The sequence below is a fragment of the Rhizobium sp. P43 genome, from assembly GCF_056730705.1.
Genome location: NZ_CM161539.1, coordinates 2215705 through 2236329 on the forward strand (window position 1 = coordinate 2215705; position 20625 = coordinate 2236329).

Annotated in this window: 21 protein-coding genes and 1 tRNA gene; 14 read left to right on the forward strand and 8 right to left on the reverse strand. The window is 60.3% G+C overall.

Features of this window, described 5'->3' with window-relative positions; translation table 11 throughout:
• Positions 1-10: 10 nt before the first annotated feature.
• Positions 11-871, forward strand: coding sequence for an alpha/beta fold hydrolase (locus AC1PUL_RS11005; RefSeq protein ID WP_480464239.1), 861 nt, complete (start codon positions 11-13; stop codon positions 869-871).
• A gap of 103 nt (positions 872-974) precedes the next feature.
• Here the strand turns inward: AC1PUL_RS11005 and AC1PUL_RS11010 are convergent, their stop codons facing one another.
• Both AC1PUL_RS11010 and AC1PUL_RS11015 read right to left on the reverse strand, forming a co-directional pair.
• On the reverse strand, positions 975-1955 hold the full coding sequence (locus AC1PUL_RS11010; protein WP_480464240.1) for a porin: 981 nt from the start codon (positions 1953-1955) through the stop codon (positions 975-977).
• A gap of 239 nt (positions 1956-2194) precedes the next feature.
• Positions 2195-2285: transfer RNA gene (locus AC1PUL_RS11015), tRNA-Ser, on the reverse strand.
• Positions 2286-2884: 599 nt separating this feature from the next.
• Here AC1PUL_RS11015 and AC1PUL_RS11020 point away from each other — a divergent pair.
• Both AC1PUL_RS11020 and AC1PUL_RS11025 read left to right on the forward strand, forming a co-directional pair.
• Positions 2885-3865 carry a porin gene (locus AC1PUL_RS11020; protein WP_480464241.1) on the forward strand — a complete coding sequence of 327 codons (981 nt, stop codon included), beginning with the start codon at positions 2885-2887 and terminating at the stop codon, positions 3863-3865.
• A gap of 299 nt (positions 3866-4164) precedes the next feature.
• The gene (locus tag AC1PUL_RS11025) at positions 4165-5097 is read left to right on the forward strand and encodes a tyrosine-type recombinase/integrase (protein WP_480464242.1); all 933 of its coding nucleotides are present in this window, start codon (positions 4165-4167) and stop codon (positions 5095-5097) included.
• Positions 5098-5197: 100 nt separating this feature from the next.
• Here AC1PUL_RS11025 and AC1PUL_RS11030 read toward each other — a convergent pair whose 3' ends face one another.
• Positions 5198-6415, reverse strand: a complete 1218-nt coding sequence (locus AC1PUL_RS11030; RefSeq protein ID WP_480464243.1) for an NAD(P)/FAD-dependent oxidoreductase — start codon at positions 6413-6415, stop codon at positions 5198-5200.
• A gap of 333 nt (positions 6416-6748) precedes the next feature.
• Between AC1PUL_RS11030 and AC1PUL_RS11035 the strand changes: the two genes are divergently transcribed.
• The 3 genes from AC1PUL_RS11035 (at position 6749) to AC1PUL_RS11045 (ending at position 8925) form a co-directional block, all read left to right on the forward strand.
• Positions 6749-7102, forward strand: coding sequence for a hypothetical protein (locus AC1PUL_RS11035; protein ID WP_480464244.1), 354 nt, complete (start codon positions 6749-6751; stop codon positions 7100-7102).
• A 182-nt stretch (positions 7103-7284) separates the two neighbouring features.
• Positions 7285-7701 (forward strand): PilZ domain-containing protein, encoded by a 417-nt coding sequence (locus AC1PUL_RS11040; protein ID WP_480464245.1) that lies wholly within the window; start codon positions 7285-7287, stop codon positions 7699-7701.
• A gap of 111 nt (positions 7702-7812) precedes the next feature.
• Complete coding sequence (locus tag AC1PUL_RS11045; RefSeq protein WP_480464246.1) at positions 7813-8925, forward strand: pyridoxal phosphate-dependent aminotransferase; 1113 nt, start codon at positions 7813-7815, stop codon at positions 8923-8925.
• A gap of 150 nt (positions 8926-9075) precedes the next feature.
• Here the strand turns inward: AC1PUL_RS11045 and AC1PUL_RS11050 are convergent, their stop codons facing one another.
• Positions 9076-9342, reverse strand: coding sequence for an SEL1-like repeat protein (locus AC1PUL_RS11050; protein WP_480464247.1), 267 nt, complete (start codon positions 9340-9342; stop codon positions 9076-9078).
• 511 nt (positions 9343-9853) lie between these two features.
• Between AC1PUL_RS11050 and AC1PUL_RS11055 the strand changes: the two genes are divergently transcribed.
• Positions 9854-10189: a DUF2147 domain-containing protein gene (locus AC1PUL_RS11055; RefSeq protein WP_298468992.1), complete on the forward strand. Its 336-nt coding sequence runs from the start codon at positions 9854-9856 to the stop codon at positions 10187-10189.
• Between the two features lie 71 nt (positions 10190-10260).
• On the opposite strand, the gene AC1PUL_RS11060 is transcribed toward AC1PUL_RS11055, so the two are convergent.
• Positions 10261-10638: a bleomycin resistance protein gene (locus AC1PUL_RS11060; RefSeq protein ID WP_480464248.1), complete on the reverse strand. Its 378-nt coding sequence runs from the start codon at positions 10636-10638 to the stop codon at positions 10261-10263.
• A 260-nt stretch (positions 10639-10898) separates the two neighbouring features.
• On the opposite strand from AC1PUL_RS11060, the gene AC1PUL_RS11065 reads away from it, so the two are divergent.
• Positions 10899-11069 carry a hypothetical protein gene (locus tag AC1PUL_RS11065; RefSeq protein ID WP_480464249.1) on the forward strand — a complete coding sequence of 57 codons (171 nt, stop codon included), beginning with the start codon at positions 10899-10901 and terminating at the stop codon, positions 11067-11069.
• A 98-nt stretch (positions 11070-11167) separates the two neighbouring features.
• Entirely contained in the window at positions 11168-12670 is a 1503-nt protein-coding gene (locus AC1PUL_RS11070) for an AMP nucleosidase (protein WP_480464250.1), read from the forward strand.
• A gap of 30 nt (positions 12671-12700) precedes the next feature.
• Here AC1PUL_RS11070 and AC1PUL_RS11075 read toward each other — a convergent pair whose 3' ends face one another.
• The gene (locus AC1PUL_RS11075) at positions 12701-13174 is read right to left on the reverse strand and encodes an OsmC family protein (RefSeq protein ID WP_480464251.1); all 474 of its coding nucleotides are present in this window, start codon (positions 13172-13174) and stop codon (positions 12701-12703) included.
• 155 nt (positions 13175-13329) lie between these two features.
• Between AC1PUL_RS11075 and AC1PUL_RS11080 the strand changes: the two genes are divergently transcribed.
• From AC1PUL_RS11080 to AC1PUL_RS11095, 4 genes are all read left to right on the forward strand, one after another.
• Entirely contained in the window at positions 13330-13926 is a 597-nt protein-coding gene (locus AC1PUL_RS11080) for a PadR family transcriptional regulator (RefSeq protein ID WP_480464252.1), read from the forward strand.
• Positions 13927-13928: 2 nt separating this feature from the next.
• Complete coding sequence (locus AC1PUL_RS11085) at positions 13929-14222, forward strand: DUF2218 domain-containing protein (protein WP_480464253.1); 294 nt, start codon at positions 13929-13931, stop codon at positions 14220-14222.
• Positions 14223-14418: 196 nt separating this feature from the next.
• Positions 14419-15582 (forward strand): TMEM43 family protein, encoded by a 1164-nt coding sequence (locus AC1PUL_RS11090; RefSeq protein ID WP_480464254.1) that lies wholly within the window; start codon positions 14419-14421, stop codon positions 15580-15582.
• Between the two features lie 128 nt (positions 15583-15710).
• On the forward strand, positions 15711-16484 hold the full coding sequence (locus AC1PUL_RS11095; protein ID WP_480464255.1) for an SDR family NAD(P)-dependent oxidoreductase: 774 nt from the start codon (positions 15711-15713) through the stop codon (positions 16482-16484).
• A 60-nt stretch (positions 16485-16544) separates the two neighbouring features.
• Here AC1PUL_RS11095 and AC1PUL_RS11100 read toward each other — a convergent pair whose 3' ends face one another.
• Positions 16545-17918 (reverse strand): aspartate aminotransferase family protein, encoded by a 1374-nt coding sequence (locus AC1PUL_RS11100; protein ID WP_480464256.1) that lies wholly within the window; start codon positions 17916-17918, stop codon positions 16545-16547.
• Between the two features lie 191 nt (positions 17919-18109).
• Between AC1PUL_RS11100 and AC1PUL_RS11105 the strand changes: the two genes are divergently transcribed.
• Positions 18110-19468 carry a glutamine synthetase family protein gene (locus tag AC1PUL_RS11105; protein WP_480464257.1) on the forward strand — a complete coding sequence of 453 codons (1359 nt, stop codon included), beginning with the start codon at positions 18110-18112 and terminating at the stop codon, positions 19466-19468.
• Positions 19469-19535: 67 nt separating this feature from the next.
• Here AC1PUL_RS11105 and AC1PUL_RS11110 read toward each other — a convergent pair whose 3' ends face one another.
• Positions 19536-20453 carry a diacylglycerol/lipid kinase family protein gene (locus tag AC1PUL_RS11110; RefSeq protein ID WP_480464258.1) on the reverse strand — a complete coding sequence of 306 codons (918 nt, stop codon included), beginning with the start codon at positions 20451-20453 and terminating at the stop codon, positions 19536-19538.
• Between the last annotated feature and the right edge of the window lie 172 nt (positions 20454-20625).

The following is a 20625-nucleotide window of genomic DNA, read 5'->3' on the forward strand; positions in this document are numbered from 1 at the left end:
GGAGAGCCGCATGGCCGTGGGAACAGATCGCTTCATCACCGTGCCGGACGGGCTTGCCCTGCATGTTCGCATTCATGGCGACGGCAATCCTGGCACGCCCGTCGTGTGCCTGCCCGGGCTCACGCGCAATCTGCTCGACTTCGAGGATATCGCGCGCCTGCTGGCCGCCCCGCCGCATAATCGGCGCGTGATCGCCATCTCCTCGCGTGGCCGTGGTTTGTCAGACCGGGATCCGCTACCGGAGCGTTACACGATCCCGGTCGAGGCCGGCGATGTCATCAGCGTGCTCGACCAGCTTGGTATCGGGAAGGCCGCCTTTATCGGCACCTCGCGCGGCGGGCTCATCCTGCATGTACTGGCGATGACGCATCTTAAGCGGATCGAACGGCTGGTGCTCAACGATATCGGCCCGGTTCTGGAGGTCGAAGGTCTCCGTCAGATCCAGGGCTATCTGGCGACAAGAGCGACGCCGACGAGTTTTGCGCATGCGGCAGAGATCCTGCGGGTGACTTATGGTGCCGAGTTTCCGGCCCTCGACGAAGAGGATTGGGCGGGGATGGCGCGGGCGCTCTATCGCGAAACGGATGGACGGTTGAGTGCCGATTTCGACACGGCAATCGCCGAGCAGTTCCGCGCCGCCGACCTCAGCCAGGCGCTACCCGATCTCTGGACGCAGTTTGCGCTGTTGAAAGACGTGCCGGCGATGGTAGTGCGGGGGGAACATTCGCGGCTGCTCTCACGCGAAACTTTTGCGGAGATGGCGCGGCGACATCCGGAGTGCATCGCTTTCGAGGCTAAGGGCCAGGGGCACGCTCCGCTGCTGCATAAAGGCGGCCTGGCAGAGCAAATTGCAGCGTTTCTGACGCAATAGGTGCTTTCGAGCGTTGTCGCCGCTGGCAATTCTGCCTGGCGATCGCACAAACAGAGAAGCCCGGCGTGAGGCCGGGCTTCCTTTATCCGATCTGGAGATCGAATTAGAACGAACGGATCAGGCGAACGAAGCCGGTCCAGTCCTTGGTGTCGCCCTTGTTGTAGTCGACAGTGGTGTCGAGCTTCAGGCCAGAGGCGATTGCGTAGGAGGCGAGAACACCACCGGTGGTGTAGTCGACGTTGTTGAACTGCTCAACAAAGTTGACCGACGGGGTGATAGTCAGCTTGTCGGTAGCCTTGAAGCCGTAAGCAGCGCCAACGGTCCACTCAACGGTGCCAACGTAGTGCGACGGATCAGAAGCCCAGCCAGCGTAGAGTTCGAAGGTGCCCGGGCCTACAGCAGCCGAAGCCTTACCAGAGATGTAGCCTTCGTCAGCCTTGGTGTCGTAGCCGCCCCAGAGGGTGAGCTTCACAACGCCAAGTGCAGCAGACGCCATACCCTGAACGCCGAAGGCGCCATCAGCCTGGCGGAGTTCGTCAACGCCGAGACCAACGGTGAACGCGTCGGTTGCGTAAACGTAGTTTACAGCGTCGAACTTGGCGTTGGAGATGAAGGTGTCGTTCTCGCCCGAGATGCCGATGTCATCAGCAAAGGTGTTGAAGTAACCAGCCTTGAAGCCGCCAACGGTGATGAAGGCTTCGTGAAGGCTTACGCCCTGCGTGCCATCGCTCGTAGCTTCGAGACGGATGAAGGAACCAATGGTGCCAACTTCCGAGTCGTTTGCCGTCTGGAACGTCAGGCGAGCGCGGGTCTGGAAGTCGTCGATGTTGATGCCAGTAGCGGTACCAGCAACGACACGCGGAGCGTCGTTGTTGTTCCAGTCGTAAGCGAAACGAACTTCGCCGCCGATCTTGAGGCAGGTTTCGGTGCCGGGGATGTAGAAGAAGCCGGTGCCGAAGGCGTCGCAAACGCGAACGTATTCCATGGGCTCGGGCTCAGCAGCGACGATTGCGTCAGCAGCCTGAGCGCCGGAAACTACTGCGAGAGCAGCAGCGGAGCCGAGAAGAAGGCTCTTGATGTTCATTATTGACCTCCAGTCAATTCTAGAGGTCGGGACAGGTGGTCTCAGTGTTTTTGCCGTGTTTTCAATTGCTTGCAGGTTCAGCGTGAATCTACTCGGCAATTCCGAGCAGTGGTGCACGTCTCCGGCGGCACGATTCCGGCGGAGCTGCCCCGGGATGCCAGGCGCGCAAACTCGAACAGAAGCGCGACACCGCAGGGGTATCATGCCAAGGATGATGGTGGTGTATAGGGAGAAAACTATGGCGGAGAGGAAGGGATTCGAACCCTCGATACGCTTTTGACGTATACTCCCTTAGCAGGGGAGCGCCTTCGACCACTCGGCCACCTCTCCGGTGCCGCCTGATTATTTGCTTGAATCGGCGAATGCAAGGCCTTTTATCTGCTCTCAACATTTTAGAACTGCCACGACTCGGCGGATGGCGGTGCATGCATGCCGGAAATCGAATCGGGCTGCCGGTTCGACATGATTCTGTCGTCTCATCGGCAAACTCCCGCCGAATTCAGCTGTATATATAAAGAAATCGTCGTTCCGGTGTTGCAGCCGGCGCGGGAGACGGAGTGGCTCAAACCGCAAATTTTTACGGAATCTGTGCCAAAACGGGAAGGCGAACACCCCTCCGGTCATGGGTGCCCCCGCTAAAACCCGCCTGTAAGCGGCGGTTTTTTCTCGCTTTTCTTAACAGAAACTAAACGATCAACGGCTGCCACCTGTCGGTTTGTGGCCTTTAGGCAACAGCCCGAGTGGAAGGGTGTCGTCATTCTGCCCATTCCACTCTTTGGTGATTGCATGACCGACCGGGTTTTGTATTTTCAACCTCGGAAGCGAGGCGGTGGATCGTCCGTCTTCTGAAACCGACGGGGATGGGGCAGGGAATGCTGTCCTTCAGCCAAATAACCCAGACCCATACGAAACTTGACTGGAGGTCAATAATGAACATCAAGAGCCTTCTTCTCGGCTCCGCTGCTGCTCTCGCAGTAGTTTCCGGCGCTCAGGCTGCTGACGCAATCGTCGCTGCTGAGCCCGAGCCCATGGAATACGTTCGCGTTTGCGACGCCTTCGGCACCGGCTACTTCTACATCCCCGGCACCGAGACCTGCCTCAAGATCGGCGGCGAAGTTCGTTTCGCTTACGACTGGAACAACAACGACGCGCCGCGTGTCGTTAACGGCGTTGCCACCGGCATCAACACCGACGACTTCCAGACCCGCGCTCGTCTCGTGATCGAGTCGAAGAACGACTCTGAAGTTGGCACGATCGGCTCCTACATCCGCCTCGAAGGCACCAGCGATGGTACGCAGGGCGTCATCCTTGACCAGGCCTACATCACCGTTGGCGGCTTCAAGGCTGGTTACTTCCTGACCTGGGCTGACGACATCGGCATCTCGGGCGAGAACGACACCTTCATCTCCAACGCCAAGTTCGACTCCGTCAGCTACACCTACTCGGCTGACGCCTTCACCGTTGGTCTCGGCGTTGACGAACTCCGTCAGGCTGATGGCGCCTTCGGCGTTCAGGGTCTCGCTTCCGCCACCCTCGGCATTGCAACCGTTACCCTCTGGGGCGGTTACGACACCAAGGCTGACGAAGGCTACGTTGTTGGTAAGGTTGCTGCTGGCGTAGGCCCGGGCACCTTCGAACTCTACGCTGGCTGGGCTTCTGACCCGTCGCACTACGTCGGCACCGTTGAGTGGACCGTTGGCGCTGCTTACGGCTTCAAGGCTACCGAAAAGCTCACGATCACCCCGTCGGTCAACTTTGTTGAGCAGTTCAACAACGTCGACTACACCACCGGTGGTGTTCTCGCTTCCTACGCAATCGCCTCTGGCCTGAAGCTCGACACCACTGTCGACTACAACAAGGGCGACACCAAGGACTGGACCGGCTTCGTTCGCCTGATCCGTTCGTTCTAATCCACAACGGATTGACGAAAAAGTTTGGGGTTCGGCTTTTTCAAGCCGAACCCTTTTCGGTCAGTGTGGGTCAGGTCCTCAGCTCTCAATCTTTTCAGGGATCTAGCCCCGATTTCCTGCGCCGCAGTTTAACCAAAGGAGCGCCATTCGAAGACATCCGCGAGGCTTGAAGCGAGCCACTCCGCAAAAGTTTGTGCTGTTTTGCACTATACTTTTTATTCTGCATAACTATGTCTAAGCCCGTGGGGACGGGCGGTGAGCCCGTTCGCGTGCTCGCCAAAGGGAAATTTGGGGGATACATGCAGGTGGAAATGCCGGCCGGGAAGGGTTTTGACGTCTTTGTGGGCGTGCCCGATTATTCGGTTCATTATCAATACAGACAGGGAACGATCCTGCACGAGGTGCGCGACACGAATTTGCGCGAACTGTTCGGCAAATATGGCGACCTGTTATGGATGAATGGCAGCCACAAATATAACGTAACTAATTTCATTGGAGAACTTCACGATCTCCTTGATTTTCCGGGCTTCTCAACCTTTTCCCAGGAGATGCTCGACCAATTGATCGGCAAATTGCGCAAACGCGGTAATAGCAACGCCACCATCAATCGAAAGATGGCGGCCTTAAGCAAACTGCTGCGAAAGGCGTACAAGATGGGAGACGTACACAGTCTGCCTGAGTTCAAGCGCCAGAAGGAGAAAGCGGGTCGCATTCGCTTCCTCGACAGGGATGAGGAAAGCCTTCTGTTTTCCGAAATCCGGGCGCATTCTGAAGCCTATTACAGGTTATGCATTTTTTTGGTCGATACCGGTGCGCGCTTGAGCGAAGGGCTCAACCTGCGTTGGGGCGACATACACAAAGATCGGGTCACGTTCTGGGTGACGAAGTCTGGCCGCTCACGCTCCGTTCCGCTGACCCAGCGTGCTCTCGCTGCCATTGAAGGTTCGGATCGTCGCTATTCCGGCCCTTTTGCCGAGATCGATCAGCAGAGGTTCCGCGTCGCATGGCACAATGCCAAGGACACGGTGGGCTTTGCCGACGACAAGGACGTGGTGCCGCATGTGCTGCGCCATACCTGCGCCTCCCGTCTTGTTCAGGGTGGGATCGACATTCGTCGTGTGCAGATGTGGCTGGGGCACCAGACGCTGACGATGACCATGCGTTATGCCCACCTGGCGTCGCATGACCTCGATATGTGCATTCCGATCCTGGAACGCGCCGGAACCAATTGAGCGATTACATCGTCTTGTGGGTAGGGGCCGCTTCTCTTACCCCACTTCCCGTGCGTTATGCCTCTTCCGACATCAGATCATAAGAGGCTGCGCGAATAAGTCAGCCTATCAGGCTCTTCAGATCCAGTGCGGGATCTGCGATCATCGCCGGATCGACAGACCGTTCGAGGTCGAGAAGCTTCTTGCCCGTAACATAGGCCTTGGCGTCATTGATGGCGTCTACCGCGATCAGTACGTTCCCTTGGAAATACCAGACCGACAGACTGCCCTCGCGGGCACCCGGCCGAAGGACAGTCTTGTCGTATCCGAGATTGAAGCCGGCGATCTGCAGCTTGACATCATACTGGTCGGACCAGAACCAGGGCTTCGGGTGATAGGGGACTGAGCCGCCAGTCATGACTGCTGCGACGGCTTCAGCTTGATCGACGGCATTCTGCACCGATTCAAGCCGGATCTGCTGGCCCTTCCATTCCTGAACCGCACAATCGCCCATGGCGAAGATGGCGGGATCGCTGGTGCGGCCGAAACGATCGACCACGATGCCGTTGCGGACCTCGAGCCCGGCATCGGCAGCGAGACGGTCATTGGGGATCACGCCGATGCCGACGATGACCATATCAATGTCGATCACCCGACCGTCTGAGAGTTCGGCGGCCTTCACGCGGCCCTCATCGCCGATCAAACGGGTCAGGCCGGTCTTTTCAGCAATATGCACGCCCTCCTTTTCGTGGATTGCGCGGATGGCATCGGCCGTCTCCGGGGCCGCAACGCGGGCGAGAATACGATCCGCCATCTCAATGAGCGTGACCTCGAGGCCCAGCCTGCGCGCAACAGCAGCCGCCTCTAGACCAATATACCCGCCGCCGACAATCAACAGCCTGTGGCCAGGTTTCATTTCAGTGGCCAAACAATCAGCATCGGCCTTGTCGCGCACTGTGTAGACGCCATCGAGATCACCGCCGATGGAACCCGGCAGGCGCCGCGGTGTCGCCCCTGTCGTAAGAGCGAGGCTGCCGTATTCGATTTCACTACCATCGAACAGCTTCACCACCCGCTTTTCCCGGTCAATCGCCTCAACGGGGGTCGCCAGACGGATCTCGACATCATTGTCGGCGTACCAGGCATCAGGCCGGAACAGCAGTCTGTCGAAGGTCATCTCGCCCAACAGATATTTTTTCGAGAGGGGCGGTCGCTGATAGGGGTGCACGGGTTCGGCGCCGAGAAGCGTGATCGGACGATCGTCTTTCAACGCACGCAGTTTCGCAGCCAAAGCGAAACCCGCCTGCCCTGCACCGACAATCACCAGTCGTTCCGCCACGTCATCCACTCCCTACAGCCTCAGTCTTCGCCGGAATCGCTGTCACACAGCCGGCATTTGGTGCAGCAACGCCTAGCTTTGTGGCGATTTGCGGTCAAGTTTGACCACTGGTCTTTGGCCGAGCCTCTAAGGTGTAAAATCTGATCGCTACTCGGCGGGGCCTCGCCAACCAATCGCACGGGAGCCCCAGTTCGGTACAGGTGCCGACTTGGCGAAACGGCTGTCTGAATTGGACAATTCGGCAGATCTGCAGCATTTGACAGATTGCAACGAGGATTGGTTAAGGACCATCGACTAGGGTGTCAGTGTAACTTGACGCTGTAGGAGGGTGACATGCCCTTGCAGAGGATACCAGACGCGAAATCGGACATCCCCCGGGATCAGATTTTCGAGAAGTTCAAGATTGACCGCCCGGGCAAGATTGTCTTCGTCGGACACCACCTCAGCATGGCGCGTTCACAGCGCTGCCTCATCCGGACGATGTCGCTATACGGCGCCGAGCTCGACGTCTCGCCGCATGTTCAGGTCCCCTCGAACTTCTTCCTGGAGATCCTTGGAATCCACGACGATATCGGCTGCACGCTAATCCGCCGAGAGGCCGAAAAGCTGACGGTCGGCTTCAATATGCTGATCAATCCGGAATTCCTCCATCACGTCGTTCGGCTGTCTTTCGAGACCAGCCACTGATCGACCCACAGAGCGAAATCAGCCCTCTGCACGTCGCTCGAATGCGGCGCGGCACCGCAGGATGCCAGCCTCGCTGCTTTAAAGTCGAATATTCGGCATCCTTAAAATTTGATCGAACTTATTGATGCTACTGCAAATATTAGCCTTCACAGTCTGACGTAGAAACCTGTGGAGAGCCGCTCATGGCGATGGAAAATGCGACGCATCTGGCTGGGGTGAGCTCTGAAATGTATGAGCGCAAATGGGAGCGCTTCTACGTTCGTCGGCCGGCCAAGGTGATGTCGGTTCGCCCCGGCCTCACCGGCATCACCATCCGCAGCTGCGAAGTCGTCGATATCTCACAGGGCGGGGCAGCACTTGAGCTGACCACAGCCATCGGCCTTTCCTCTCATTATTATCTGCAGATCGTCGGGCTCGCCGACCGGATCGGATGTGCCGAGGTCTATCGCAATGGCAGCCGTGTCGGTGTGAAGTTCATCGCACCGATCTCCGAACACATGCTGCATCGGATCGTGCGCGCCGACTTCATGCTCGGCGACGCGGTCAACACACCGCTCAGACCATTTCAGAATGGTACCGGCGCGCGGCTGGGTCGCTGATTTCACGCACCAGGTGGACAAGGGGCGAGCGACCCCGCCCGAGGCCTTGCGTTGGCGGCAGCGCCTCTTATGGTGTTCGGATCGTACTCACCTGCCGGATGCCCGCAAGAAATGACCGCATTCTCACGTTTCACGCCGCTCGCCGCCTCGCTTCCCGCAACCGTCCCCTTTGTCGGCCCGGAAGCCATCGAACGCCAGCGTGGCCTCACCGTTCGTGCCCGGATCGGGGCCAATGAAAGCGGATTTGGTCCAGCGCCCTCGGTTCTGCAGGCGATCGCCGAAAAGTCAGGCGAGATCTGGAAATACAATGATCCGGAAAACTATGCGCTGAAGACGGCACTCGCTGCCCATCTTGGGCTCCAGGCGGAAAATTTCGTCATCGGAGAAGGCATCGATGATCTGCTCGGGCTGATCGTGCGGCTGGTGATCGAGCCCGGCATGCCGGTCGTCACCTCGCTCGGCGCCTATCCGACCTTCAACTTCCATGTGAACGGCTTCGGCGGACGCCTGGTCACAGCACCCTATCGGGATGACCGGGAGGATCTCGACGCTTTGCTTTCGCTGGTGAAGCAGGAGAATGCGCCGCTCGTATATTTCGCCAATCCCGACAATCCGATGGGTAGTTGGTGGGACAAGGAGAGCATTGTCGCCTTCGCGCGCGCCCTGCCCTTCACCACCCTGCTCATTCTCGATGAAGCCTATAGCGAGACGGCGCCTGAAGGATCGATCCCGGCAGCCAACGCGCTGATCGACCTGCCGAATGTCATCCGCACCCGCACCTTCTCCAAGGCCTATGGGCTTGCCGGCGCGCGCGTCGGCTACGGCATCGGCACGGCGGGCACAGTCTCGGCCTTCGACAAGATCCGCAATCATTTCGGCATGCCCAGGCTCTCGACCGAAGCCGCGCTCGCCGCATTGGGTGACCAGGGCTATCTCAAGGACGTCGTCGGACGGATCAAGGCGGCACGCGACAGAATAGCGGACATCGCCAGGACGAACGGCCTGACGCCGCTACCGTCGGCGACCAATTTCGTGGCGATCGATGCCGGGCGCGACGGCGTCTTTGCCCGCGCCATCGTCGATGGGCTGATGGAACACGGTGTCTTCATCCGCATGCCCGGTGTTGCCCCGCTCAACCGCTGCATTCGGGTTTCCACCGGATTGCCTGCCGATCTCGATCTTTTCGAGGCGGCACTGCCGCAAGTGCTCAAGGGGCTCGGCTGAGCTGCTGAAATGAAAAAGACCGCGCCGGCCTTGTCCCTGCCGGTCGCGGTCTTGAAAAGTGTTGGCCCTGGCCCCGTCCAAAGGTCCCCGCCACGTTCCCCACTCGGGTTATTCTTGTGATTTCCCAGCCGCAGGCGCGGCCGGTATTGGTCAGTGCATGGTCATCCATTCGCGGGCGGCACGAAGCGCCTCGGCGAGCTGAGACTTGGTCATGCTGTAAGCGAGATCGGCGCGCAGCTCGGCGGCGCGGTCGCAGCCCTTGATCGCTGCGATGTTCAGCCACTTGTGCGCGGAGACCAGATCGACCGGGCAACCGCGGCCGGTCGCATACATCAGGCCCATGTCGCGGAAGACGTCGGCCCGGGTTTCGCCACCCATCGTGGCATTTTCGGAATTGTGCATTTCAAAGCGTGCCATTGGTTTTGTCCCTGTTTGCCTAGTTTCTCAGTCGTCCCTGTTTTCCCTTGCGGGCCCTTCCGAAACGGCGCCGGCTCGTTGTCCGGTCATTCTCGCTTTGGTCGGGTTCGGCGGGGTTTTTCCCTGCTCGTTTGATGGGTTCACTATGCCAAACGGGCTTTGAAACTCGCTTAAAATGCATCCTTAATTTGCTGAAAACAAAGTACAAAAGCTTCGTAAACTTCGGAATCCGTTAAGTATCGCAGCCCCTGCAACTCAAGGATTTCCTGTCAAAATTTACGAAACCTTCAGCACGGCGATTTCACCGATTGTTCACCACGATTTCCGATCGCATTTCGGCAAATGCCGGGATTCCGGCGATTTCTCGGTGTCGCGAAGCCCTCTGCAGGTGCCCGATTGCATTTTACCTTTACGTGTGCGTAAGATTATTCTTAACCGTTGGACCGGTTTGGGAGAGGACCCGACTCGGACTACGGTGAGGCACCATCATCTCGGGAGGAGAGATCAGACCATGCGTTCCATCATCATTGCGGCAGCACTCGCGCTTTCCGCCTTCACCGCGCAGGCCGCCGAGCCCATCCAAGGCAACTGGAAGACGGCATCTGGCGCCACAGCCGAGATTGCCCCCTGCGGCGGCTCCTTCTGCGTAACGCTGAAGAGCGGCAAGCACAGCGGCAAGCAGATCGGCAAGCTGGCCGGCAGCGGCGACAGCTACAAGGGCGAGATCACCGATCCGGAAACCGACAAGACCTATTCCGGCTCAGGCTCCGTCTCCGGCAATTCGCTGCAGATGAAGGGCTGTGTCATGGCCGTGCTCTGCCGCAGCCAGACCTGGACCCGCCTCTGAGGCAATCGACGTTTCAGAATCCAAAAGGGGCGCCGGCTGCAACCGGCGCCCCTTCTGCTTTCAAGGGCGGATCAGATCGGCTGACCGACATCGATGCGATTGCCATCGGGATCCTCGAAGACGAAGGCGCGTAGGCCGTAGTCCTTGTCCTGGAGGCGTTTGATCACCTTCAAACCTCGCCCCTGCACGAGCTCATGAAGACGGTCGATGTTTTCGACCATCATATGGGCGACGTTGAAGTCGGCGGCCTTGTGGGCCTTCTGAAGCGTGAGATGCAGTTCGGCATCGTCGCGCTGCAAGATGACAAAGCCGGTGGGATTGCCGTTCTCGAACACGGAGCGGAAACCGAGCAGATCGACATAGAAGGCCTTTGCCCGCTCGATATCCCTGACGGGCAAGGTTGCGGCGATGCGCCCGAACCGGAGGGTGCTTTCGTTCTCTTCAGTCATGGGTGAAACCCTGTTGCCGGACAGCGCATCGGAGGGTGACGGTGCACCATGCTGCACGAGGCCTTTCCGGAAGGACAGCTGGACGGGACGGTGCCCGCCGGCTGCCATTATGGCCAGAAGCCGGATCGAGGGAAGAGGTCTTTCCCGGATGGCCGCGCATTTCGATTAACGCTTCTGAATGCCAGATGAACTTCGATCTCAGGCCTCATTCAGCCCGGCTTGGCTAAAACGCTCCCATCGGATCGGAAAGGAGCAAGGACATGGCCAAGCTGGCACGGCGTTTCACCATCATCTCGCTCACCATGGCGCTGTTTGCCTTCATGTTCGCGCAGCTTGTCGTCCACAACCAGCCGACCGTTCGACACCTCTCCTCCGGCCTCGTCGCGAGCTGCGCACCAACTGGCCTCAACAGCTGCCGCCCGACCTTCTGAAGCGTGGCACTCTAAGGCTGGAATTGTCCCAGCAAAGATTCTTGACGCTTCGCCGCGGACGTCGTTTGCTTGTCAAGCTTCGTCTCCTATAATGCGCCATGAACACACGAATCTCATCCCCCGCCGCCCTGAACACCATCAGCCCTGAGCCGTATCAGCCTCAGGTCTTTACCGATGCGACCGCAGCCGTCGATGCTTTGACGGCGCTTTACGAGCGCAATACCACCTTTCTGATCGAGGCCTTTTCGGCGCTCGCCAAGGGTGGCGCGATCGAGGGCCGCTACCGCGCCTTCTACCCTCAGGTCAGCATCGAAACCACGAGCTTCGGCCATATCGACAGCCGCCTGTCCTATGGCCATGTCACCTCGCCCGGCATCTACACGACGACGATCACCCGGCCGCAGCTGTTCCGGCACTATCTGAAGGAACAGCTGGCGCTTCTGATGCGCAATCATCAGGTGCCGATCACGGTGTCGGAATCGACGACGCCGATCCCGTTGCATTTTGCCTTTGGCGAAGGCGCGCATGTCGAGGCCTCCGCCGGCGGTCTTGCCGACATGCAGCTGCGCGACATCTTTGATACGCCGGACCTGACAACAACCGATGACGAGATCGCCAATGGCGAATACGAGCCGCTGCCCGGCGAACCGCATCCGCTGGCGCCGTTTACGGCCCAGCGCATCGACTATTCGCTGGCGCGGCTGTCGCATTACACGGCAACCGGGGCGAACCACTTCCAGAACTTCGTGCTCTTCACTAACTATCAGTTCTATGTCGATGAATTCTGCGCCTATGCCCGCAAGCTGATGGCGGAAGGCGGCAGCGACTACACGGCCTTTGTCGAGCCCGGCAATATCCTGACGCCATCAGGTCATGCCGAGCCGACCGAGGGTGTGGCGCTGGGGCGTCTGCCGCAGATGCCGGCCTATCACCTGAAGAAGAAGGGTCATGCCGGGATTACCGTGGTCAATATCGGCGTCGGCCCCTCCAACGCCAAGACGATTACCGACCATATCGCCGTGCTCAGGCCGCATGCCTGGCTGATGCTCGGCCACTGCGCGGGGCTGCGCAACAGCCAGCGTCTCGGCGATTACGTGCTGGCGCATGCCTATATGCGCGAGGATCACGTGCTCGACGACGACCTGCCGGTCTGGGTGCCGATCCCGGCGCTGTCGGAAGTGCAGCTGGCGCTGGAAGACGCGGTCGAGGAGATCACCGGCTATGAGGGCTTCGAACTGAAGCGGATCATGCGCACCGGTACGGTCGCGACCATCGACAACCGCAACTGGGAACTGCGCGACCAGCGTGGCCCGGTGAAGCGGCTCTCCCAGGCACGCGCCATTGCGCTCGACATGGAATCGGCGACCATCGCCGCCAACGGCTTCCGCTTCCGCGTGCCTTACGGGACGCTGCTCTGCGTCTCCGACAAGCCGCTGCATGGCGAACTCAAGCTGCCGGGCATGGCGACCGCCTTCTACAAGACGCAGGTCAGCCAGCATTTGCAGATCGGCATCCGCGCGCTCGAAAAGCTCGGCGCCATGCCGACCGAGAAGCTGCATTCGCGCAAGCTCAGAAGCTTCTTCGAGACGGCGTTTCAGTAAGCACAAACGGGCGCGCGATGGGCGCGCCCTTCACGCCTCGACGATCTCCGCCTGACAGCGCACCGGGAAATTCACCGAATTGGCGATGAAGCATTTTTCATGCGCGTCTTCGTGCAGTTCGAGCGCAAGCTCAGGGAAGGTGCCGCGCTTGATCGTGACGCGGGGCTTCAAGAGGACGTCGGTGAAGCGTCCCGTGCCGTTCGCATCCATTTCCATGACACCTTCCGCCTGGTCTTCATAGGCGAGCACGATGACGCCCGAGACGGCGCAGAAATGCAGGTACCACAGCTTGTGACAGGCAGAGAGCGAGGCGAGAAACAGATCCTCTGGGTTCCAGCGGGCCGGATCACCGCGGAAGGCAGAGTCGGACGATGCGAGAATGTCCGGCTTGCCCTCGGCAGAAATCAGGTGGTCGCGCCCATAGTCGCGATAGCCAGAGGTTCCCGTGCCCGCATTGCCCTGCCAGGTGACCGTGACCCGGTATTCGTGCCGCTTTTCGCCCATCCTGTTTCCTCCCTGTCGCGATTCCCTTCGCATCATAGGCGTCCACCGCAGCAGGCTCCAAGCGGCGGATGCGCGAAAAAGTTTGGCAACGCTCTTGTATCGACCGCTCTAAGATATATCTTAGATGCAATTCCATCATAGAAAGAGACAAGATCATGAGACATTGCCATCAAGGCCGCGGGGAGCGCGGCAATCCCTTCTTCGCTTTTCGCCAGGCCATGTCTGCCATGCGCCAGGGCGGATCCTTCGGCGCCAGCATGGGCGCGGGGCCTCGCGGACGCGGCGGCGAGCGCCGACGCATGTTCGAAGGCGGCGAGCTGCGCCTCGTGCTTTTGAAGCTTGTCGAGGACCAGCCGCGCCATGGCTATGACCTGATCCGCGAAATCGAGAGCCTATCCGGCGGCGCCTATGCCCCCTCGCCCGGCGTGGTCTATCCGACCATGACGCTGCTCCTCGACATGGGGCTTGCAGAAGAGCTGGAGAGCGATGGCCCGCGCAAGCTGATGACGATCACCGAAGCCGGCCGGCAGCATCTCTCCGAGCGGGCGGATGAGGTGGCAACCGCCATCGGGCGCCTGACGGCCCTTGCCAAAGTCAGCGAAAGAACCGATGCAGCCCCGGTGCGCCGTGCCATGCACAACCTGAAACAAGCCCTGCACGACTGTCTGTCGCGCGAGACAACCACGCGCGACACCCAACTGGAAGTCGCCCGCATCCTCGATGAAGCGGTCGGCAAGATCGAAAGGCTTTGATCATGGCAACATCGACGACAACCGTGTCCACCGAAAACGGCTGGAAATATCTGCAGCAGCTCTGCAAGCACTGGTCCCACAAGCTCGAAGTGAAGCTGGACGAACAGAACCACAAGGCCGTGGTGAAGTTTCCCGAGGCAACAGCATCCATGCACAGCGACGCATCGAGCCTGACGGTCACGATCGCGACCGAAGATGCCGCAAAGCTCGAAACCTATCAGGGTGTCGTGGCGAGCCATCTGGACCGCTTCGCCTTCCGCGAGGCGCCCCTGCCGTTCGACTGGAAAGCCGCCTGATCTTTCCGGGCTGCTGGCCGAAGCCAGAACCCCAGCGAACCAATCAGCCTCCAACCGGAGGCTGATTGCTTTGGCAGAGACAAGTAAAAGTTACCCCTTAAACAGTCGTTTCCTCCCAAGATAAGAACTTCCTCTCGCAACAAAACTTGCTAGAAACTCGGCCTGGGGACATTTCTATCTAATAATGGGGGTTGCCATGGCTGTGGTAACAAGAACATCGACATCTTGGTTTTCGCGTCTGGGCGGGGCGCTGACGGGTGCGGTCTTCGGCTTTATTCTATTGATCGTCGCCATCGTGGCGCTGTTCTGGAACGAAGGGCGGTCGGTCGCGACCTATGAGTTGCTGGTGGAAGGCCAGTCGATCGTCGTCGCGGCGGATGCCTCGCGGATCGACCCCGCACTCGAAGGCAAGCTCATCCACATCGAAAGCGCCGTGGCACCAGTGGCTGACGTCGTCGACCCGGATACGGGCATCAGCGCAAGCGGCGTGATTGGCCTGGCGCGCAAGGTCGAGATGTATCAGTGGGTCGAGGAAAAAAGCAGCACGACCGAGAAGAAGCTCGGCGGCGGCGAAGAAACCGTGACGACCTACACCTATTCCAGGGAATGGAGTGGGGACGCGCAGGATTCCTCGAAATTCCAGGAAACGACCGGGCATGAGAATCCGGAATTCTGGCTGCCATCCACGGAAACGCTGGTGGCGACGGCGAAATTGGGCGCCTTTACCGTGGAGGGATCGCAGATCGCCTCTGTCGGTGCGCGTGAAGCCTTGCCGATCACCAACGAAACAGCTGCCAAGGCCTCGGAAGCGCTGGGCTATCCCGGCGAAGGCCGTGCCGTGATGCAGGCGCTCTATTTCGGCGCCGATGAAAAAGCCCCTGAGGTCGGCGACACCCGGATCCGCTTCGAAAAGATCGTGCTGCCGGAAGTCAGCATCGTGGCCAGGCAGAATGGCGACCGCCTGACGGAGTACACGACCGGCAATGGATACACGCTCTTCCTGCTTGCCGCAGGTCGCGAAACCTCAGACAAGATGTTCGCCGACAGCCAGACCGAAAACGTGATCCTGACCTGGGTCATCCGGGTCGCCGGCATTTTCGGATTGTTCATCGGCTTTGCCCTGATCTTCCGGATCTTCGGCGTCATCGGCGACGTGATCCCGTTCATCGGATCGCTGATCGGCTTCGGTACGGGCTTGATTTCCTTCCTGCTGGCAATCGTCGTCGGGGTGACCGTGATTGCGATCGGTTGGTTTGCCGCCAGGCCGCTGTTGTCGATCGCATTGATCGCGGGCGTTGCGGCCATGGTCTTTGCCTTTACCCGCTATGTCCGGAAACAACCGGCTGCGCCTCAAGCGTAACGGACCGTTCGGGTCCGATGAACAAACCGGGCCCTTCTGCGCCTCAGGGATAGGACTTGATAAGGAGCGGCCTTGCCAAAAGACGGCAGGGCCGCTCTAAGCTTGTCGGACAACAGGAGGACCGCACGATGACCACGCTCACCATTCCCGATCTCGCCGGCAAGGCCGTTCTGATCACCGGCGCGTCGAGTGGCATCGGCGAGGCGCTGGCCAGGGCCTTTGCCGCCCAGGGTGCCCTGGTCGGCCTGCATTACAATTCGAATGCGGAAGCCGCCCATGCGATCGCAAGCGATATCGAGGCCGCTGGCGGCAGTGTGGTGCTGGTCAAGGGCGACGCGGCCTCATCGGCGGCGATGGCCGAGGCCGTGGCGCATGTCGCCAAGACCTTTGGCCGGCTGGACGGCCTGATCAACAATGCCGGCAGCATGATCGCGCGCGTGCTCTATGAAGAAATGACCGATGCGCATTACGACAAGGTCATGGACGTCAATGCGCGCTCGGTGCTTTCAGCCAGCCAGGCGGCCGTGCCCCACATGAAGGCATCGGGCGGCTTCATCATCAACACGACCTCGGTCGCCGCCCGCACGGGCGGCACCGCCGGCTCTGGCGTCTACGGCTCGTCGAAAGCCTTTGTCGGCGCGGTGACCAAGGGCATGGCGCTGGAATTCGGCAAATACAATATCCGCGTCAACGCGGTGGCACCCGGCGTCATCACCACGGCCTTCCAGGACAAATATGCCCTGCCCGGCCAGCTCGATCAGGTCGCCGGCAGCGTGCCGCTGAAGCGCACCGGCACGCCTCAGGATTGCGTCGGCGCCTATCTCTTCCTCGCCTCGCCGATGCTGTCCGGCTACATCACGGGACAGACGATCGACATCAATGGCGGGCAGTTCATGCCGTGAGGGCAAAGGGCGCCGGTATCGCCGGCGCCGGTATCGCCGGCGCCGCATTCGCTGGGCCCCTCAGCCCTCGCCCCTGTTGTCCTTCAGCCAGTCCAGACCTGATCGCAGCGTGTCGACCGCCTGATCGATCTCGGATCGCGAGATGATCAGCGGCGGCGAAAACAGCATGCGGTCGCCGGTGGCGCGCAGCACAACGCCGGCATTGACGCACTGGTTGCGCACGGCAGTGCCGGTATCATCAGGCTTCTTGAAGCGCCGGCGGGTCGCCTTATCCGCAGCGATCTGCACGGCGCCCATCAGACCGACGCTCACGGCTTCGCCGACGAGCTCGTGGTCGGTGAGCGAGGCGAGCGCCTCGGCGAGATAGGGGCCGGTGTCGTCACGGACTCGCTCGACCAGGCCTTCCTCTTCGATGATGCGGATGTTTTCAAGCGCAGCCGCTGCGGCCACCGGGTGACCGGAATAGGTGTAGCCGTGGTAGAAATCGCCGAGCTCGTTGACCATGACTTCCGCCACGCGGTCGGATACCAGCACGCCGCCGATGGGCAGGTAGCCGGAAGAGAGACCCTTGGCGATCGGGGCGAGATCCGGGTCGAAATCATAATGCTGGTGGCCGAACCAGGAACCCAGGCGACCGAAGCCGGAAATGACTTCGTCGGCGACGAGCAAGATCTGGTACTTGGCGCAGATCCGCTTGATTTCCGGCCAGTAGGTCGAAGGCGGCACGATGACGCCGCCGGCCCCCTGAATCGGTTCGGCGACGAAGGCGGCGACGTTCTCTTCGCCGAGTTCGAGGATCTTGTCCTCCAGCTCGCGGGCGACCTTCAGGCCGAAATCCTCAGGCGAGAGATCGCCGCCCTCGGCGTACCAATAGGGCTGGTTGATGTGGTGGATGCCCGCGATCGGCAGGTTGCCCTGCTCATGCATCCATTTCATGCCGCCCAGCGAAGCGCCGGCAACGGTTGAACCGTGATAGGCGTTCTTGCGGGCAATCACCTGCGTCTTGGTCTCATGGCCGAGCGCCTTCCAGTAGACTCGCGCCATGCGGAACCAGGTATCGGAGGCTTCCGAACCGGAATTGGAGAAGAAGACCCGGTTGATCTTCGGGCCGGTCTTTTCGGCGATCTTCTGGGCAAGCAGCGTGGTCGGCGGCGTCGTGGTGCCGAAGAAGGTGTTGTAATAGGGGAGCTCCAGCATCTGGGCATGCACGACATCAGCAATCGACTTGCGGCCATAGCCGACATTGACGCACCAGAGGCCGGCAAAGGCGTCGAGATACTGCTTGCCGGTCGCGTCCCAGATGTGCACGCCTTCCGCACGGGTGATGATCTTGGTGCCGGCCGCGTTCAGCTTCTTCATGTCCGAGAAGGGATGAAGATGGTGGGCAGCGTCGATGGCACCGAGATTGGAGACGGCGGTTACTGGCTTGTTCATGGGTCGGATCCTCGATCGGGGCGGAAGCTCTTGCTTTCACGGCCAAACATGGTCCGTGTGGCGACCCTACCCCGCATTGAAAGGCGGAACATTATCGGCTACGAACATGACCTTCCAAAATGCGTTTGGCAAGGCACCGATCGCCGCGTTCCTCCGGCCAAATTAGCCCAAGAGCCAACGAGAGTTTTTCCATGACAGCACCGACCGAGGCCGCCGATCACACCGCAGCCGATCCTTCCGCGCGCATCGAGGTGCTGCTCGTCGGCATGAACGGCGACTTGCGCGGCAAGATGATCCCGCTGAAAGCCGAAGACAAGGTCTGGAAAAACACGGTTCGCCTGCCCGCCTCGACCCAGTCGCTCGACATCTGGGGTGACGACAATGACGACATCACCAAGATCTCGCTGACGCTCGGCGACCCGGACGGCATCTGTGTGCCCACCAAGAATTCGCTGACCACCCTGCCCTGGGGACCCGCCGGCTCCAAGCAGGTTCTCGCCACCATGCATACGCTCTCCGGTGAGCCGCATTATGTCTGCCCGCGCGCGATCCTCGCCAATGTGATGAAGCGCTTCGAGGAGAAGGGCCTGACGCCGGTTGTTGCCACCGAGCTCGAATTCTATGTCATGGAACCGGATTTCCGCGAAACGGGCGTGCCGATGCCGCCGAAGGCGCTGGTCATGAACGGCGAGGTCGAGGGCTACCAGCTCTATGACATGCGCGCGACCGCCGCGATGGAAGACTTCCTCGAGACGGTGCGCGAATATTGCGACCACATGGGCCTGCCGGCCGATGCGACGACCGCCGAATTCGGCCCTGGTCAGTTCGAGGTCAACCTGCTGCACAAGCCGGACCCGATGGCTGCCGCAGACGACTGCATTTACCTGAAGCGCGTCGTCGATTTCGCCGCCCGCCGCCACGGCCTGAAGGCAACCTGCATGGCCAAGCCCTATGGCGATCACGCGGGCTCGGGCCTGCATGTGCACGCCTCGATCATCGACAAGGACGGCCGCAACATTCTCGACGCCAAGGGCGGCGATCCGGTGAAGCTGAAATCGATCACCGCCGGCATGCTGAAGAGCATGCAGGATGCCCAGCTGATCTTCGCGCCCTTTGCCAATTCCTATCGCCGCTTCCAGCCGGGCTCCTTTGCGCCCGACAAGATCGACTGGGGTTTCGGCAATCGCGGCACCGCGATCCGCATTCCGGACAAGGACGGCCCCGCCGCCCGCATCGAACACCGTGTGGCAGGCGCCGACGCCAATCCGCATCTGCTGCTTGCCGCCATCCTCGGCGGCATAATGCTCGGGCTTGAGGAAGACCTCGATCCCGGTCCGGTCACAACGCCGGACAGTGCGCCCGAAAACCCTGATATGCTGACCTATGACTTCCTGACCGCCGTCGAACGCTTCCGCGCCTCGGCCTTCATCAAGGATATCTTCGGCGCGGAATATCAGCGGATCTATGGCGACACCAAGCGCAAGGAAGCAATGGCCTATCTGCGCACCGTGTCGAGCTTCGACTACCAGACCTATCTGCCAAGGATCTGAGCATCTTCGCCATGCTGGCGCCCTGCGACGTCGTGGACACGGCGCCCGTTGAGGGCGCCGTTTGCGTTCAAGTCGCCGGTTGGGACGGTGCGACAAGCACCTTCAGTTCTCCAGCATGGATCTTGATCTCCACATCGGCCGGCATGCGCAAGAGTTCGCCATCGAGAACGCAGGCCGCGCCCTTGCGGTGCTTGGGGAAATGCAGATGCACCTTCTGCGCGGTCGAGGCGGTCACCGCCTGGTTTTCCTTGAACTTGCCCCTGATGATATCGAAGGCAAGCAGGCCGACCCCCGTCGGCTCCAGCGGATCGGCAAGATAGACGCCGAGTTTGCCGGTATCGACCCGGTCGGCGAAGAACAGCGAGTTGTTGCCGAGCGGATTGTTCGACACCGAGATCGCCGAGACCGGCCGTTCGTCGCTGCGGCCGTCGCCATCGATATCGAAGATCACTTCAAAGCGCGGGGGATCAAGCATGACGCCAAAGGCGGCACTGGTGCTCGCGCGGATCTTGCCGATCCGCGAAGCGAAGTTCATCTGGTTGCGCATCCGCACCATGCGGGCATGCAGGCCGGCAGAGAACTGATGCACAAACGGCCGGCCGTTGGCGGTCGCGATATCGACATTGACAACGGTTGACGAGGCCAGAACGTCGAGCACCTTCCAGATATCAAGCGGCAGTTTCAGCGAACGGGCGAAGAGGTTCATCGTGCCCGCCGGTATGATGCCGAGCGGCAGACCCGCCTTCCAGGCAATCGCCGCCGCCGTCGAGATCGTGCCGTCACCGCCACCGGCCAGCAGCGCGTCGACACCCTGCTCCTCGGTCGCGGCTTCCAACGCATAGACGATCTCATCGCCCGCCACGACGGCACAGTCGAGTTCGTGTCCCTGCGCCGCGAAGGCGCGCAAGGCCGTCTCGCAATAGGTCTGCATGTCGGTGGTCTTGAAGGTGCCACCGTCACGATTGAGTACCGCCTTGATCTTCATGAAGTTCCTTAAGGGTCGGGGAGCGTCGCAGCAAAGCAACGCTGGGTCCCGGTCATTTGTTGCATTGCCATAAGATCGAGACACAAAAGGTGAATTTCAAGGCAGGCCCGGTCTCATCATCGGCGAAGCGGGATCCGTACCAAAAGCAAAAGAAGCATTCTTGCAGAACGGG

What these genes read in the sequence shown, in the direction of transcription:
- AC1PUL_RS11050 (WP_480464247.1), bottom strand. Translation starts at nt 9,342, where the DNA reads ATGGCACGCTTTGAAATGCACAATTCCGAAAATGCCACGATGGGTGGC.
- AC1PUL_RS11095 (WP_480464255.1), top strand. Translation starts at nt 15,711, where the DNA reads ATGACCACGCTCACCATTCCCGATCTCGCCGGCAAGGCCGTTCTGATC.
- AC1PUL_RS11110 (WP_480464258.1), bottom strand. Translation starts at nt 20,453, where the DNA reads ATGAAGATCAAGGCGGTACTCAATCGTGACGGTGGCACCTTCAAGACC.
- AC1PUL_RS11045 (WP_480464246.1), top strand. Translation starts at nt 7,813, where the DNA reads ATGACCGCATTCTCACGTTTCACGCCGCTCGCCGCCTCGCTTCCCGCA.
- AC1PUL_RS11080 (WP_480464252.1), top strand. Translation starts at nt 13,330, where the DNA reads ATGAGACATTGCCATCAAGGCCGCGGGGAGCGCGGCAATCCCTTCTTC.
- AC1PUL_RS11075 (WP_480464251.1), bottom strand. Translation starts at nt 13,174, where the DNA reads ATGGGCGAAAAGCGGCACGAATACCGGGTCACGGTCACCTGGCAGGGC.
- AC1PUL_RS11025 (WP_480464242.1), top strand. Translation starts at nt 4,165, where the DNA reads ATGCAGGTGGAAATGCCGGCCGGGAAGGGTTTTGACGTCTTTGTGGGC.
- AC1PUL_RS11070 (WP_480464250.1), top strand. Translation starts at nt 11,168, where the DNA reads ATGAACACACGAATCTCATCCCCCGCCGCCCTGAACACCATCAGCCCT.
- AC1PUL_RS11010 (WP_480464240.1), bottom strand. Translation starts at nt 1,955, where the DNA reads ATGAACATCAAGAGCCTTCTTCTCGGCTCCGCTGCTGCTCTCGCAGTA.
- AC1PUL_RS11055 (WP_298468992.1), top strand. Translation starts at nt 9,854, where the DNA reads ATGCGTTCCATCATCATTGCGGCAGCACTCGCGCTTTCCGCCTTCACC.
- AC1PUL_RS11035 (WP_480464244.1), top strand. Translation starts at nt 6,749, where the DNA reads ATGCCCTTGCAGAGGATACCAGACGCGAAATCGGACATCCCCCGGGAT.
- AC1PUL_RS11090 (WP_480464254.1), top strand. Translation starts at nt 14,419, where the DNA reads ATGGCTGTGGTAACAAGAACATCGACATCTTGGTTTTCGCGTCTGGGC.
- AC1PUL_RS11085 (WP_480464253.1), top strand. Translation starts at nt 13,929, where the DNA reads ATGGCAACATCGACGACAACCGTGTCCACCGAAAACGGCTGGAAATAT.
- AC1PUL_RS11005 (WP_480464239.1), top strand. Translation starts at nt 11, where the DNA reads ATGGCCGTGGGAACAGATCGCTTCATCACCGTGCCGGACGGGCTTGCC.
- AC1PUL_RS11040 (WP_480464245.1), top strand. Translation starts at nt 7,285, where the DNA reads ATGGCGATGGAAAATGCGACGCATCTGGCTGGGGTGAGCTCTGAAATG.
- AC1PUL_RS11060 (WP_480464248.1), bottom strand. Translation starts at nt 10,638, where the DNA reads ATGACTGAAGAGAACGAAAGCACCCTCCGGTTCGGGCGCATCGCCGCA.
- AC1PUL_RS11100 (WP_480464256.1), bottom strand. Translation starts at nt 17,918, where the DNA reads ATGAACAAGCCAGTAACCGCCGTCTCCAATCTCGGTGCCATCGACGCT.
- AC1PUL_RS11020 (WP_480464241.1), top strand. Translation starts at nt 2,885, where the DNA reads ATGAACATCAAGAGCCTTCTTCTCGGCTCCGCTGCTGCTCTCGCAGTA.
- AC1PUL_RS11065 (WP_480464249.1), top strand. Translation starts at nt 10,899, where the DNA reads ATGGCCAAGCTGGCACGGCGTTTCACCATCATCTCGCTCACCATGGCG.
- AC1PUL_RS11105 (WP_480464257.1), top strand. Translation starts at nt 18,110, where the DNA reads ATGACAGCACCGACCGAGGCCGCCGATCACACCGCAGCCGATCCTTCC.